Annotated in this window: 11 protein-coding genes; 10 read left to right on the top strand and 1 reads right to left on the bottom strand. The window is 47.2% G+C overall.

What is annotated here, in order from left to right:
• The first annotated feature begins 1 nt into the window (after position 1).
• The 3 genes from GM173_RS09060 (at position 2) to GM173_RS09050 (ending at position 4,838) form a co-directional block, all read left to right on the top strand.
• Positions 2–1,795, top strand: coding sequence for a PglL family O-oligosaccharyltransferase (locus tag GM173_RS09060; RefSeq protein ID WP_203571053.1), 1,794 nt, complete (start codon positions 2–4; stop codon positions 1,793–1,795).
• A 510-nt stretch (positions 1,796–2,305) separates the two neighbouring features.
• Positions 2,306–3,367 (top strand): patatin-like phospholipase family protein, encoded by a 1,062-nt coding sequence (locus GM173_RS09055; RefSeq protein ID WP_203571052.1) that lies wholly within the window; start codon positions 2,306–2,308, stop codon positions 3,365–3,367.
• Positions 3,368–3,371: 4 nt separating this feature from the next.
• A complete protein-coding gene (locus GM173_RS09050) occupies positions 3,372–4,838 on the top strand; it encodes a GntP family permease (protein WP_203571051.1) in 1,467 nt (488 codons plus the stop codon).
• 72 nt (positions 4,839–4,910) lie between these two features.
• Here the strand turns inward: GM173_RS09050 and GM173_RS09045 are convergent, their stop codons facing one another.
• A complete protein-coding gene (locus GM173_RS09045; protein WP_203571050.1) occupies positions 4,911–6,251 on the bottom strand; it encodes a TolC family outer membrane protein in 1,341 nt (446 codons plus the stop codon).
• Positions 6,252–6,506: 255 nt separating this feature from the next.
• On the opposite strand from GM173_RS09045, the gene GM173_RS09040 reads away from it, so the two are divergent.
• From GM173_RS09040 to GM173_RS09010, 7 genes are all read left to right on the top strand, one after another.
• Entirely contained in the window at positions 6,507–7,937 is a 1,431-nt protein-coding gene (locus tag GM173_RS09040) for a basic amino acid/polyamine antiporter (protein WP_203571049.1), read from the top strand.
• Positions 7,938–7,967: 30 nt separating this feature from the next.
• Positions 7,968–9,221 (top strand): arginine deiminase, encoded by a 1,254-nt coding sequence (gene arcA, locus GM173_RS09035; RefSeq protein WP_203571048.1) that lies wholly within the window; start codon positions 7,968–7,970, stop codon positions 9,219–9,221.
• Positions 9,222–9,445: 224 nt separating this feature from the next.
• Entirely contained in the window at positions 9,446–10,549 is a 1,104-nt protein-coding gene (locus GM173_RS09030; protein ID WP_203571047.1) for an efflux RND transporter periplasmic adaptor subunit, read from the top strand.
• Entirely contained in the window at positions 10,546–13,632 is a 3,087-nt protein-coding gene (locus GM173_RS09025; protein WP_203571046.1) for an efflux RND transporter permease subunit, read from the top strand. Before GM173_RS09030 ends, GM173_RS09025 begins: the two co-directional genes overlap by 4 nt.
• Positions 13,629–14,120, top strand: a complete 492-nt coding sequence (locus GM173_RS09020; RefSeq protein ID WP_203571045.1) for a Na+/H+ antiporter subunit E — start codon at positions 13,629–13,631, stop codon at positions 14,118–14,120. The genes GM173_RS09025 and GM173_RS09020 overlap by 4 nt, the downstream gene beginning before the upstream one ends.
• Positions 14,113–14,394: an MrpF/PhaF family protein gene (locus tag GM173_RS09015; RefSeq protein WP_203571044.1), complete on the top strand. Its 282-nt coding sequence runs from the start codon at positions 14,113–14,115 to the stop codon at positions 14,392–14,394. The genes GM173_RS09020 and GM173_RS09015 overlap by 8 nt, the downstream gene beginning before the upstream one ends.
• Complete coding sequence (locus GM173_RS09010) at positions 14,391–14,678, top strand: monovalent cation/H(+) antiporter subunit G (RefSeq protein WP_203571043.1); 288 nt, start codon at positions 14,391–14,393, stop codon at positions 14,676–14,678. Before GM173_RS09015 ends, GM173_RS09010 begins: the two co-directional genes overlap by 4 nt.
• Positions 14,679–14,683: the final 5 nt, after the last annotated feature.

Genomic DNA, 14,683 nt, shown 5'->3' with positions numbered 1-14,683 from the left:
CATGATCCAACTGCGTATTTTGCAGACGCTGCTTTTTTTACTGGCAGCCGTTCCTTGTGGTATTCCGTTTCGCTGGAATCCAAATCCGGTTTTTCCTTCTGAATTAGCTGCTTTTGTCTTATGCGTTTTAATTACGCTCACTGGTGGTTTTATTCCCAACTCACGCGGTGAAAAATCAAACCCACCTTGGACCAGCCTGATTTGGATTGCCTTTGCAAGCTGGATTGGCGTGCAAGCGCTAATCACCCAGCCTTATTACCACACTGAAGTCGTCTACCCCATCATTTATGCCTTGGGCGCGGGTGGCGTGGCTTGGGGGCTCTCCCGCGCATTTGCGGTGTATGACAAAAATGAGCTGGTCACCATGTTTGCATGGGGCTTATTAGCGGGGTCGATTTTCAACTCCGGCCTAGCCATCCCGCAAATCATGCAATTGATTCAAGAAGGACCACGGCTCATCTTTGGCAATATCGGGCAAAAAAATCTATATGGCCATTATTTAGCGTGGGGCTTAGCGAGTGCAGCTTATCTGGTGACACAAAAAGATGAACTCCCCAAGTGGATGTTCTGGATTGTCGCTCCTTGGTTAGCGCTCTCTTTAGCGTTTTGCGGCTCCCGTTCACCATTTTTATACGCTTTTGCTTGGCTACCTGCGGGGCTATTTTTATGGTGGCGCGGCGGCGAGATCGTTCGCCAGTTTGGTAAAGCGCTCACCATCGCTGCAGCGCTCATTCTGATTATGCAATTCATCGCGCCTGTCGTGAATGAAATGCTACAAGCGATGCTCAAGGCCCAAAACGAAGTGCCAACTGGGCTTGACCGAATCGACTCGAATGGCTCTCGTCGCTTGGTCGAATGGCATAAAGCATGGCAAGCGTTTCTGGCTCATCCTTGGACAGGTATCGGCTGGGGCGCATTTGGCGCGCAAAGTGTGGCACTGCAAGTTAATCCTGAATTTGCGATTGTGTCAGAGAGTGTGTTGTTTACGCACGCGCACAATTCCGTGCTGAACCTACTTGCTGAGACGGGTATTTTTGGTGGCATGATTATTCTTGGTGGGATTGTCTGGGCATTTTGTAATTTGTTCCGCCAATGGACTAATCCAATAGTTGTTTATGGGGCATCGCTCGCAGTGGTATCACTACTGCACAGCCTAGTTGAATACCCCTTATGGTACTTCCATTTTCTTGGCCCGTTTGCGGTAGCCTTATTTTTCCTACGCAGTGATGCACCAAACCTGAAGCTCCCCACCAGTGTAGCGCGGGTGATTTGGACAATGTGGGGCGGCGTGGCGCTGACGATTGCCGTTTTAGGTGGGCAGCTTTATCTGCAAATTTATCCGATTTTAGATCCAGCGAAAGACGAAAAAGTAAACGCAGAACGCATCCATACATTAGAAACGCTACGCCACAACCCGCTGATTGATTTTTACGCTGATTACGGCTTATCAAATTACATCGTGGCCAGCCAAAGTGAAATGAAATGGAAACTCGGTATTTTGCGGCATTTAAACGCACTGCGACCTTATCCGGGTCAAATGACCGATCAGGCGATTATGGAAGCCTTAAGCGGCAACCAAGCGATTGCCCAAAAGCTAATGCGTGAGGCCGCGTTTGCCTATCCAGAAAGCTACGACTATTTCTATGAAACTTTATTTAGTTTTGAAGAACCCGCAGTAAGAGCACTGGTTAAGGAAGTTGATGAAGGACGTGACTTTTTTAATCGTAACTTGGATTTCAAACTCAAACGCCCAGCTGATCCGCTCGAGCAATCAGCATCTGCAGTAAATCAATAAACAGCCAACGGCATCAATGAATTTGATGCCGTTGCTATTCAAACATTCGATCCATAGCAATTCACGCCGACATAGCGCTGATAAGCGTTTGCCACTCACAGTGGCGATGTGCACCGAGCATCAAGCACAAACCACCCTAAGCCTCGCAACGCCCTGATCTATCGCAAAACCCATCTCATCGCTTGCGAACTTACTTGCAATCATTAAAGCGAAGCATGGCATCAGTTGTAACTAAATCTTTGTATTTACTCAAATTTAACTTTCTTTTTAACTAAGCTGCGTTAAAATAGCCATATATTTATGCTGCACAGCAACATAGTACAGGTATATCAATACAGTCTTTATTAAACAAAGCTCAAAAGCAAATACCCATAAAAAAGCATGCAATCTATTTAGCAAGTGATAGTGATTCAGAAATTCGTGCAACAGTCGAAGAGCCAAACAGGCCACAACAATACACGCTCAAAACACCATTCTGACTATTCATCTATTTGACTGACAAGGCTCACAATGACGACGGCATCCACAAAAACAGCAGTAAAAACGAATCGTAAAACCGTGCTGGTTGACCTCGCATTACAAGGTGGCGGCTCGCATGGTGCTTACACATGGGGCGTTTTAGATCGGTTCTTGGAAGAAACTTGGCTAGAATTTGATGGCATTTCCGGCACCTCGGCCGGCGCAATGAATGCCGCTGTAATGGCGGATGGATTAGCCGCAGGCGGACGTGAAGGAGCCAAAAAAGCATTAGAAAAATTCTGGCGTTCAGTCGCAGATGCGGCTCTACTGAGCCCATTTCGCCGTGGACCGATTGAAATTCTAACTGGCATGTGGACGCTGGATTATTCGCCCGCCTTTATGGCTGCTGAATTATCAACTCGGCTACTCTCCCCCTACAGCAGCTTCATGCCAAGCGAAAATCCACTCAGTCGGATTTTAGGAGAATGTGTCGATTTCACGCGACTGACCAGTACCAGCGTACCACGGCTTTTTATCACGGCCACCAATGTCAATACTGGCCGAGGCCGAGTTTTCCGTAATCACGAAATTACCCCCAATGTCCTGATGGCATCCGCCTGCTTGCCCACCACATTCCAAGCGGTTGAAATTGACGGCGAGCCATACTGGGATGGCGGCTTTACTGGTAATCCCACCATTACACCGCTAGTGCGCGACTGCGAATCTGACGATACGATTCTAGTGACTATCAACCCAGTCGCAAGGTCAGGAACACCACGCACCCCCAATGAAATCAATAATCGTCTCAATGAAATTTCATTTAATTCACCGCTAATCAAAGAGCTGCGCATGGCGGCACTCTTGCGGCAAGTCGCGAATGAAACCAGCACTGGCGAAGGCGCACAATGGGCCAAGATGCGGATTCACCGCGTAGAGAGTGAAGACATTATGCTGCAGTTGGGCGCGTCATCAAAAATGCTCGCTGAGTGGGCATTTTTTTGCATGCTGCGCGACGAAGGGCGCAAAGCGGCCGAGTCATTTTTAGCGAAACATGGCAACGATATTGGCGTTCGTTCTACGCTTGATATTGATCGTCTACTGACCGAGGTTTAAGCAAATGGGCTTACTAGGTATTGTCTTAGGGCTTGGCTTTCTCATCTGGATGTCATTTCGGGGCTGGAGTGTATTGGTCTTAACACCATTAGCCGCTCTAATTGTGGCACTGAGCTCAGGAGAGCCGATGTTGGCACACTGGACTCAGACCTTCATGGGTGCCGCGGGTGTTTTTGTGGCGCAATTTTTTCCGCTCTTTTTGGCGGGTGCGGTGTTTGGTAAGTTAATGGATGATAGCGGCTCAGTCACCGAAATTACCCGCTTTATGACTGAAAAACTCGGTATTGAGCGCGCAATTTTGGCTGTCGTTTTAGCGGGCGCATTAGTCACTTACGGCGGCGTGAGCCTATTTGTCGCTTTCTTTGTTATTGTGCCGATGGCACAAGGCTTGTTTCGCAAAGCCGATATTCCTTATCGTTTAATGCCAGCTGCGATTGGCTTAGGCACATTTACATTCACCATGTCGGCAATGCCGGGTACGCCTGCGGTACAAAATGCGATTCCAATGCCGTTTTTTGGTACCACACCTTTTGCCGCACCCGGCTTAGGGCTGATTGCGTCAGTCGTCATGTTCGCATTTGGCATGTGGTGGTTGCTGAGAGCTGCAGCCAAAGCTCGCCTAGCCGGAGAAGGCTATGGCAGAGTCGATGCCGCAGACCAAACTGAAAAAGTCGCCGAGATCGCCGATAGCGCAATGACACGAGAACGTGCGGCAACGTCCGACGCTTTTGACCCTCATGAAATTCATACTGGCTGCCATAGTGCTCAAACACCGAGTATTTTTATCGCTGTTTTACCGTTGCTGGTCGTGATTTTGGTGAATTTTTTAATGTCGATGGTGATCCTGCCGAGGATGGACACGAGCTTTCTAGAAAGCTCACAATGGGGTGGCATTAGTCTTTCATCTGTCAGTGGCGTCTGGTCGGTGATTGTGGCACTACTCTCGGCCATTGTTGTACTGATTATTGGCAACCACCAGCGCCTTGGCAATTTACGCGAAAGCGTAGCCGCTGGTGCTAATGCGTCCAGCTTGCCGATCTTAAGTGTGGCAAGTTTAGTTGGATTTGGCGCAGTGGTTGCGGCGATGCCGGTCTTCTCACTAATCACAGACTGGGTCTTATCTATTCAAGGCGGTCCACTCGTTTCATTAGCGATTTCAACCAATATTCTGTCTGCGCTTACTGGATCAGCATCGGGCGGGATGACGATTGCACTTGATGCATTGGGAGCAAGTTACTTGCAGTTAGCGACTGAAATCGGCATGGATCCGGCCTTACTCCATCGTGTCGCCGTGATTGGTGCAGGCACGCTCGATAGTCTACCGCACAACGGTGCCATCGTTACATTACTGACTTTATGTGGCTCAACGCATAGTAAGAGCTATTTTGATATCGTCATGAGCTGCATCGTTGGTGCGATTATTGCGCTAGTGGTAGTGATTATTTTGGGTACGATGTTTGGTTCGTTTTAAACAATCAGCACAATAAAAAAGCCCAGCTGTCGAAATCTCTTCACAGCTGGGCTTTTTTACCATCGACATCAATTAGCGTGTTGCGACAAACCATTGATTTGCGTGCTGCAACACCTGCTCATTGAGTACGCCCGTCGATGCTGCAAGCTGCAGTGTCGAGAAAATATAATTGTATTTAGCGACCACTAAACGAAAACGCGTTTCGTAATAACGCTGATTGGCATCGAGCACATCCAGCATCGTACTCACCCCGACTTCATGACCCAACTTGGTTGAGTCCAATAAGGACTTACTCGATACCAAGGCTTGTTGCAGTGCTCTAATTTGCGCTGCTCCTGCTGAGACACCAAGAAACGCTTGCTTATTAGTTTGTAACGCATCACGACGTGTGGCTTCGACACGATCCATTTGTTGATCACGATTAGCTAAGCTTTCCCGCAATTGGGATGAACGACGACCACCCGTATACAAAGGTACCGAAAATTGCAAACCGATGACGCCTGTGCCTAATCGATCCGTACCTCCATTACGCGCCAAACCATTACTGTCAAAGTTCTGACCATAGCTCGCGACTAGATCTAAAGTTGGCGTATCTTGCAAACGATACAGTTGAATATTCTTCGCTACGATATCTAAATTCAAACGCTGAGCCAGCAACTCAAAACTGCCGGTTTCAGTGCGCGCCTGCCACTCATTCAAATCATTCGGTACCGGCAAAGTTGCCTCAATATTATTCGCCGCAGTCGCCAATTGATCGGAATTCAAATTCGTCAGCAAGCGAAAAGCGTTTTGTCGAATATCGAGTTCATTCGCAGCAATAATCTCAGTCGCAATAATGCCGTCATATCTTGCTTGCGCAGCATTCACATCATTGATGTTTGCTGACCCCACATCAAACGAGCGCTTTGCTTGCGCAAGCTGTTGCGCGACCGACTCGCGCTGTGCCGCTGACAAAACCACGTTTTCTTGTGCAGTCAGCACATCAAAATAACTCTGTGCAACACGTAGAATTAAATTCTGCTCGGCCACACGAAATTGCAAATCAGCCAACTCAGTTTGTTTAGACAACTGATCGGCCGCAACAAACGCGTCTTGTCGATAAATAGGCTGAGTTAAGCGAACGCTAAATCCATAGGTTTGCCCTGATTTATCTACTTGCGGATTGGTTGGGGTGGGATTGCCAGGTGAACTGTCAATTCGCGCATGATTCAAATTTGCGCCCAAGCCAACTTGCGGCAGCAATAAAGATCGCCCCTGAATGGCCTTTTCCTGGCCAGCAATTTGGGCTGATTTAGCGGCAGAGAAATTTGCATCGTAAGCTTGAGCTGCACGCCAAGCATCAATTAAATCGACAGCCTGAACAGAACCAGCAAGAGTTACAGCCAGCAAAAAGAAAATAGGTTTAAGTTTCACGTCAACCTCTTCAAACTTACATATTTCATAGTTAAAATGAGTTAAAATTTTCAGGCAATAGTAACAGTGTGCCACATTTAGTGCACAAATAAAGAACAAGGCAGTGAAATACGATATTGACGATAGGCTTTTGACACATACAGTGAATTACTATAGATTTCAAACGACTCTCACTGTAATAAGTCAATATTACGAGAAATAGTTAGTCTCATACATAAAAACTCAATCTAATGAAAGCAAAATCCAGGAGAGATGATGAGTACAGAATCTGATCAAAAAATTTCGCGCCTCGCCCTTACCGCCATGGTAGTTGGGTCTATGGTGGGAGCTGGAATTTTTTCAATCCCAGCTCGATTTGGAGCCGCGACAGGACCATTTGGTGCGATTATCTCTTGGATTATTGCTGGCGGCGGGATGTTAATGCTGGCGTTTGTCTTTCAATCTCTTGCCGTACGCAAACCTGAAATTGACACCGGCATTTACGGCTATGCGACTGCAGGGTTTGGTAATTACGCCGGGTTTATTGCTGCTTTTGGTTTTTGGGCTGGTACCTGCTTAGGAAACGTTACCTACTTTATTCTAATAAAATCAACCATTGGTGCTATCGTGCCGATGTTTGGCGATGGCAATACAGTATCGGCAATCTTCTTCTCATCAATTATCTTGTGGGCCTTCCACTTTATGATTTTACGCGGCGTAAAAGAAGCCGCCTTCATCAATCAAGTTGTCACCATCGCCAAAATCATCCCCCTGATTCTATTCCTGATTATTGTTGCATTTGCCTTCCAAAAAGACTTGTTTGTTGCCAGCTTCTGGGGCGGTGGTGCTTATAGCTTTGCCGACATTTTCGGCCAGATTCGCAGCACTATGTTAGTGACAGTCTTCGTATTTATTGGTATTGAGGGCGCGAGCGTGTATTCGCGCTTTGCCAGAAAACGTGAAGATGTGGGTTGGGCCACAGTAATGGGCTTTGTAGGTGTGCTTTGCTTACTAGTACTTGTGACCTTGCTTCCTTTTGGCGTAATGTTTCGTCCTGAATTAGCGTCTCTGCGCCAACCTTCAATGGCTGGCGTTTTATCCCATATCGTAGGCCCTTGGGGCGCGTGGTTTGTCAGTATTGGCTTGATTATTTCAGTATTGGGGGCTTTCCTCGCATGGTCATTACTAGCTGCAGAAGTGTTATTTGCAGCAGCGAAAAGCAAACTCGTGCCAGAATTTCTAGCACGTGAAAACAGCAATGGCGTCCCCGTAACCGCACTTTGGGTGACTAATATTCTGGTACAAGTTTTCTTGCTCTCTACTTTATTTGCCCAAGAAGCATTTAATCTTGCATTGGATATGACCAGCGCAATGACATTAATTCCATACGTATTAGTCGCTGCGTATGCGCTCAAACTGACCAAGAAAGGCGAATCTTACGCAGATGACGCCGCGGCTTTAGCGCGCGATATGAAAATTGCAGCCGTAGCTACACTGTACGCGCTGTTTATGCTGTTTTCTGGCGGCTTCAAGCATATTTTGCTGGCGTGTATTCTTTTTGCTCCAGGCTCAATCATGTTCATCATGGCGCAACGTGAACAAGGCAATACTGTATTTAACCCAATCGAGAAAGGCATGTTTATCGCAACGAGTGTTGGCGCAGTCGTCGGTATTGTTGCGTTAGCAACTGGCCAAATCGCGATTTAAGCTCATCATACCCAATAAGGAGTATTTAAAATGACAGCAGCAACTGCTTTTGGTGTTCATTCAGAGGTTGGTGTACTACGTAAAGTCATGGTCTGCGCCCCAGGCCTAGCCCATACACGCTTAACACCGAGCAATAACGATTCACTGCTATTTGACGATGTTATGTGGGTACAGAACGCTAAACGTGACCACTTTGACTTTATGAGCAAAATGCGTGACCGTGGTGTAGAAGTTCTGGAAATGCACAATCTATTGGCGGAAACGGTCGCGATTCCAGAAGCCCGTGCGTGGATTCTAGATCGCAAAGTGACAGTAACCAATGTCGGGATTGGCTTAGTTGACGAAACTCGCGCCTATTTAGAAAGCCTTGACCCGCGCCGCTTAGCTGAGGTACTGATTGGCGGCGTTTCGGTAATGGATTTGCCGGATGAATTTTCATCATGCGGATACCTTGATTTGGTGCGCGAATCACACGGCGTGACCGAATACCTATTACCGCCACTACCTAACACACTGTATACCCGTGATACAACTTGCTGGATTTATGGCGGCGTAACACTCAATCCACTCTACTGGCCTGCCCGTAAAGAAGAAACATTATTAACCACCGCTATTTATAAATTCCACCCAACCTTCACCAGCGCTCAATTTGAATATTGGTTTGGCGATCCTGACACTAACTTTGGTGGCGCGACGATTGAAGGCGGTGATGTGATGCCAATTGGTAACGGCGTGGTGTTGATCGGTATGAGTGAGCGCACGTCTCGCCAAGGCATCAGCTTATTGGCCAACAATTTGTTCAAAAAAGGTGCTGCGGAGCGCGTGATCATTGCAGCAATGCCAAGCAAACGCACCGCAATGCACTTAGATACCATTTTCACGTTTGCTGATCGTGATGTGGTAACACTATCGCCTGAATTTATGAGCCAAGTTCACGCGATCTCCTTACGCCCAAGCGATAAACCAAGCGGCATTGAAGCCACTATCGAGAAAAAATCATTTATCGATGTAGTCGCAGAGTCACTCAACTTCAAAAAACTGCGTGTCGTTGAAACAGCAGGCAATCATTACGCATCAGAACGTCAGCAATGGGACAGTGGTAATAACCTTGTTGCAGTTGCTCCTGGCGTTGTCTTTGCCTACGACCGTAACACTGAAACCAATACTCAGTTGCGTAAAGAAGGCGTTGAGGTCATTACGATTGTCGGCGCAGAATTGGGCCGTGGCCGTGGTGGTGGACATTGCATGACTTGCCCAATCGTTCGGGATCCAGTTGATTTCTAAGAAAATGCAACAAGCACAATGAGATACTGATTATTTAAGTATCAACCTCACCCAAGCAAAGTTTGGGTGAGGTTTTTTCGTATAAATCAGCTGAAACCGTTGTTTTTATTGAAATTTTGAATCTCAATAATTTAGAAATTTTTACTCACTAATATTTTGTGCAAAACGTTTACCAATACAGCGCACATCAAACCAACCCATCTTTTTGATTGGAAGCCATGTTTATGTCAATAATTGATGCGAAATTCACACTGATCATGCGAAATACCATCGCACTCTCAGTTGCAGTTTCAACCCTCGTCGCGTGCAAGCCCGCAGATGAAGCACCACCGGTTGAAGTACGCACAGTGAAGACCATCACAGTTGGCAAAACCGACGGAACTGATTTAACTGTCCTTTCGGGTACAGTGCAAGCCCAGAATCAGGTCAATCTTGCATTCCGCGTCGATGGACGCATGGTCAGTCGCTCAGTCGATGTGGGCGATCAAGTCAAAGCAGGGCAAGAAGTTGCTGTGCTAAGCCCTGAAACAGAGCAAAGCGGCGTGATTGCTGCAGAAGCAAATGTCGAAGGCGCACGTGCATTACTCATTGAAGCCCGTGCCAATGAAAAACGTAATCGCTACTTACTCAGCCAAAATTTCATTTCTCAAGCCGCTTTTGATCGCATTGTGCAACAAGCACAAAGCGCTGAAGCACAATTTAACTCCGCGAAAGCCAATTTAGATATTGCAAGAACGCGCTTAGGTTTTACGAAATTAATATCAGGCGTCACCGGGGTTGTCACTGCCGTTGGTGCCGAGCCTGGGGAAGTAGTACAAGGTGGGCGGATGGTAGTAGAAGTTGCAACCAACGATGGCTTAGATGCTGTCTTTAATATTCCACCGCAACTGAAAGAAACGGCGCCAGAAAACCCCAAAATCACGATTAGTCTAGCGACTGACCCAAGAGTTACAGCAGAAGGTCGTGTGCGTGAAGTCGCTCCACGAGCAGACCCCATTACGGGCTCATTCCGTGTCCGTGTGTCAATTATCAATCCTCCCGCAGCGATGCGCCTTGGCACAACCGTGACGGGCCGAATTAAAATTGACACCCCTCCGGGCTTTGAAATTCCGAGCTCAGCACTAAATCGCACAAATAATTCAACAGCTGTTTGGGTTGTTGACCCCAAAACCAGTCTAGTCAACTTAAGAAACGTAGACGTTGTTCATTCAAGTCTTGCTAGTGTCACCGTCGGTAAAGGACTGAATGCAGGTGACATAGTCGTGACCGCAGGGGTGCAAGCATTACGCCCAAATCAAAAAGTGAATACTGCTCGAGGTGATAAATGATCGGACCCAATTTATCCGAATGGGCAATTAACCGCCGATCATTAATCATCTTTTTAATGATTATGGCCTTAGTTGGCGGCATTTCCGCCTTTTTGGGCTTAGGGCGCGCGGAAGATCCGGTGTTTACCTTCCGCACAATGGTGATTAATGCAGCATGGCCGGGTGCAAATATTGAAGACACCCAGAAACAGCTGACAGAGCGAATCGAACGCCGAGTTCAAGAGATTCCCCACGTTGATACGGTTCGCAGCGTGACAAGAGCTGGATTAACAACGATTTTCGTTGATTTAAAAGGCTCTACGCCACCAAGCGAAGTACAAGGCACTTGGCAGCGTGTTCGTAATAATGTCAATGATATTCGTGGCACTTTACCTGCAGGAGTCCTTGGACCGGCGTTTAACGATGATTTTGGCGATACTTTCGGTACCATTTATGGCTTCACTGCTGATGGTTTCTCGCAACGCGAATTGCGCGACATTGTTGAGAATGCCCGCTCACGCCTACTTCATGTACCAGATGTATCAAAAGTGGACATCATTGGCTTTCAGAACGAACAAATTGTTATCGAGTTTTCTACTGAAAGAATTGCAGGACTAGGCTTAGATTATGGCGAAATAGCCAGAGCATTGCGTGCGCAAAATGTGGTTAGTCCATCAGGAGTTTTGCATGCACCGAGCGAGCGCATTGCACTACGGGTTTCCGGCTCATTCGACTCAGAAAAAGATATTGAGGCACTTAACTTTGCCGTTGGCGACCGCATGGTCAGACTCGGTGATATCGCCACAGTCAAGCGCAGCTACTCAAACCCACCGCAACCGATGTTCCGCGTCAATGGCAAGCCCGCCCTAGGTTTAGCAATTGCAATGCGTGACTCTGGAGACATTCTTGCTCTTGGTAAAAACCTTAAAAAAGAGATGGCTGAAATTCAGGCCACACTCCCAATCGGCATTGAATCATTTTTAGTTTCCGATCAGGCAGTGACAGTAGACGTTGCCATTAACGAATTTATTACCTCCCTCTGGCAAGCGATTCTTATCATTATCGCAGTGAGTTTTGTAACACTAGGTGCAAGACCCGGTACAGTCGTTGCATTGACGATTCCACTGACCTTGGCAATTGTGTTTATCGTGATGCAAATCTACGGAATTGACCTGCAACGGATTTCACTAGGGGCATTGATTATTGCGCTAGCCCTGCTGGTAGACGATGCAATGACGACAGTTGATGCAATGATTCGCCGCCTAGGTATGGGTGAACCGAAAGAAGCGGCCGCAACTTATGCCTATAAAGCGCTAGCAGCGCCAATGCTCATTGGTACTTTGGTTACGATTGCGGGCTTTTTACCCATCGGTTTTGCTAAAAGCTCTGCCGGTGAATATACCTTTTCCATTTTTGCTGTTGTTGGCATTGCACTATTGGTTTCTTGGCTGGTTGCTGTGATTTTTGCCCCCTTAATTGGCATGGCTTTACTGCGAGCACCTAAAGTCGAGGCAAATCCTAAACCGAGTGCTTTATTAAAAGGCTTTAGCGCGTTCTTAAACGCAGCTTTAAAAGCAAAGTGGCTCACCATTGGCTTAACAATAGCAGCTTTTTGTGCTGCTCTTTTTGCCTCGCAATTTATACCAAGACAGTTCTTTCCATCGTCAGATCGCCCAGAAATTCTGGTTGATCTGAATCTACCGCAAGGCTCCTCGATCTTTGCGAGTGAAGATCTATCTAAGCGATTTGATAAGATTCTCAAAGATGATCCAGATGTCGATCACTGGAGTGCTTATGTTGGACAAGGCGCAATCCGCTTTTATCTGCCACTCAATGTACTTACGCCAGATGCATTTGTGGGTCAATTTGTCGTGGTCGCGAAAGACTTTGATGCACGCTTGCGATTACAAGATAAATTAGAAAAAGCGCTCGCTAACGAGTTTCCTGAAGTCGTAGCTCGCGTTTCACCGCTCGAGCTAGGGCCTCCCGTCGGCTGGCCAGTTCAATATCGCGCCAGCGGTGAAGATCCTGATGAGGTTCGGAAAATTGCCCGTGACGTGGCTCAAATTATGGGCTCCAGCACTAACACACGCATGGTTAATTTTGACTGGATGGAACCGTCTCGCCAACTACGACTTGAAATCGATCAAGATCAGGCAAGACAACTAGGTGTAAGCTCTGCTTCCTTGGCGGCAACACTAAACATGGCGATATCTGGCTCGACAATCACCCAAGTCCGCGATGACATTTATTTGATTGATGTCGTAGCGCGTGCGAATGATGATCAGCGACTTTCATTTGCCACATTGCGTACATTACAAATTCCGCTACGGAATGGAAAAAATGTACCACTCAGTCAAATCGCGACGCTGAAAGAAACTCAAGAATTACCACGTATCTCTCGTCGTGACCGCGTGCCAACGATTGCGATTATGGCGGATGTTAGAGAAGGTATATTGCCTGATGCAGTAGTAACTGAATTAGCGCCCAAAATCGAAAAGCTCAATGCAAGTCTACCTAAAGGCTACAAAATTGAACTCGCTGGTGTTGCCGAAGAAAGTGCAAAATCTCAAGCTTCAGTTTTAGCAGTTGTGCCATTAATGTTTGCAGCCATGCTTGCATTACTGATGCTGCAACTGGTGAGCTTCCGCCGACTTGGCATGGTCGTGCTACTGATGCCAATGGGCTTAATTGGGGTTGTCGGCGCGCTATTGATATCAGGTCGTCCGCTGGGTTTTGTTGCAATTCTCGGTATTTTGGCGCTGTTAGGTATGATTGCTAAAAATGCCGTAATTTTAATAGACCAGATTGAAAGTGATCGCAAAGACGGTAAAGACATCTGGGAAGCCGTGATTGCATCAAGCACGTCTCGCTTACGCCCAATGATGCTCACTGCATTATCAACTATTTTAGGGATGATTCCGATTGCACCAACGGTCTTCTGGGGACCAATGGCATTTGCGATTATGGGTGGACTGTTCGTTGCAACCTTACTGACTTTGGTCTTCCTGCCTGCAATGTACGTTGCTGTATTTGGTGGCAAGCCACCAAAAGCGAAATCATCGGCAGAAGCAGAAACACCAACCGAGTTAGCGACAAAATGAAATCTAGACTCGCCGTAGCAATAATCCGATGGGCCTTACTGATGGTGCTTTGGATTGTATTGATGGGGTTTGGCAAAACAGCAGATCTCATTGTAGGCGGAATTGCAGCACTGGTGGCAAGCAAAGTCAGCTTCTGGCTGATGCCACCGAAAGTGCAATCTGTTCAGTTACGGCAGCTCGCTTTGTTTTTTCCACACTTTCTCTGGCAATCGGTTCTATCGGGTTGGGATGTGGCGCGACGAGCGCTAGATCCCAAAATGCCTTTAAACACAGGCCTAATCCAGTACCCAGTAAATCATTCCGCGGGCTTCTTACGAAACACTTTTGCCAGTATTACCAGCTTATTGCCTGGCACCGTACCTTGCGGTCAAAGCTCTAAACATCTGGAATATCACGTTTTAGACATCAATGCTGATGTTTGCGCAAGCCTAAAACATGAAGAACAATTGCTCGCTCCCGTGCTAAAGGACGATCACAGCAATGAATGAGTTTTTAATGGCTGCCGCGTGTTTAGTCCTACTGCTAACTGCATTAAGTTTGTATCGGCTATTTCGTGAGCCCAGTGATGTTGACCGTGTACTTGCTGCGCAATTGATTGGCACCGGCGGCGTCGCTATTTTGTTATTACTCAGCGCAGCAAGCAATGAAACTGCCATTATTGATGTAGCACTCAGCTTAGCCTTATTGGCAGCAATGGCATCGATTGCGTTTGTGAAAGCGGCCGCCTCAGGTGACCAGCGCGACGATGGCGAGCAAGAATGAATACGCTACTTAACCTCTTTACGATTGTATTTGTTGCTGCTGGCGTATTTTTCTTTTTAGCCGGCACGGTCGGATTTTTACGCTTTCCCGATACGCTGACCCGCCTACACGCATTAACCAAAGCAGACAATCTGGGACTCGGTCTCATCATCATCGGCCTGCTACCCAGAGTCTCTAGCCCCTTAGTTGCACTCAAATTAATTGGAATATGGCTGCTCATCATGCTGATGGCTGCTGTCGTTTCACAACTGATTGCGCGGTTTGCACGCCGCTCAGGCGATTAGGAGCG

This window comes from Deefgea chitinilytica (assembly GCF_016881405.1).
Classification (GTDB): Bacteria; Pseudomonadota; Gammaproteobacteria; order Burkholderiales; family Chitinibacteraceae; genus Deefgea; species Deefgea chitinilytica.
Note: the sequence above shows the minus strand (reverse complement) of the source record. Positions and strands in the feature narration are given on the sequence as shown.

Excerpts from the sequence above, each read along its gene's own strand:
- GM173_RS09060 (WP_203571053.1), top strand. The coding sequence starts at position 2 with ATGATCCAACTGCGTATTTTGCAGACGCTGCTTTTTTTACTGGCAGCC.
- GM173_RS09055 (WP_203571052.1), top strand. The coding sequence starts at position 2,306 with ATGACGACGGCATCCACAAAAACAGCAGTAAAAACGAATCGTAAAACC.
- GM173_RS09050 (WP_203571051.1), top strand. The coding sequence starts at position 3,372 with ATGGGCTTACTAGGTATTGTCTTAGGGCTTGGCTTTCTCATCTGGATG.
- GM173_RS09040 (WP_203571049.1), top strand. The coding sequence starts at position 6,507 with ATGAGTACAGAATCTGATCAAAAAATTTCGCGCCTCGCCCTTACCGCC.
- arcA (WP_203571048.1), top strand. The coding sequence starts at position 7,968 with ATGACAGCAGCAACTGCTTTTGGTGTTCATTCAGAGGTTGGTGTACTA.
- GM173_RS09030 (WP_203571047.1), top strand. The coding sequence starts at position 9,446 with ATGTCAATAATTGATGCGAAATTCACACTGATCATGCGAAATACCATC.
- GM173_RS09025 (WP_203571046.1), top strand. The coding sequence starts at position 10,546 with ATGATCGGACCCAATTTATCCGAATGGGCAATTAACCGCCGATCATTA.
- GM173_RS09020 (WP_203571045.1), top strand. The coding sequence starts at position 13,629 with ATGAAATCTAGACTCGCCGTAGCAATAATCCGATGGGCCTTACTGATG.
- GM173_RS09015 (WP_203571044.1), top strand. The coding sequence starts at position 14,113 with ATGAATGAGTTTTTAATGGCTGCCGCGTGTTTAGTCCTACTGCTAACT.
- GM173_RS09010 (WP_203571043.1), top strand. The coding sequence starts at position 14,391 with ATGAATACGCTACTTAACCTCTTTACGATTGTATTTGTTGCTGCTGGC.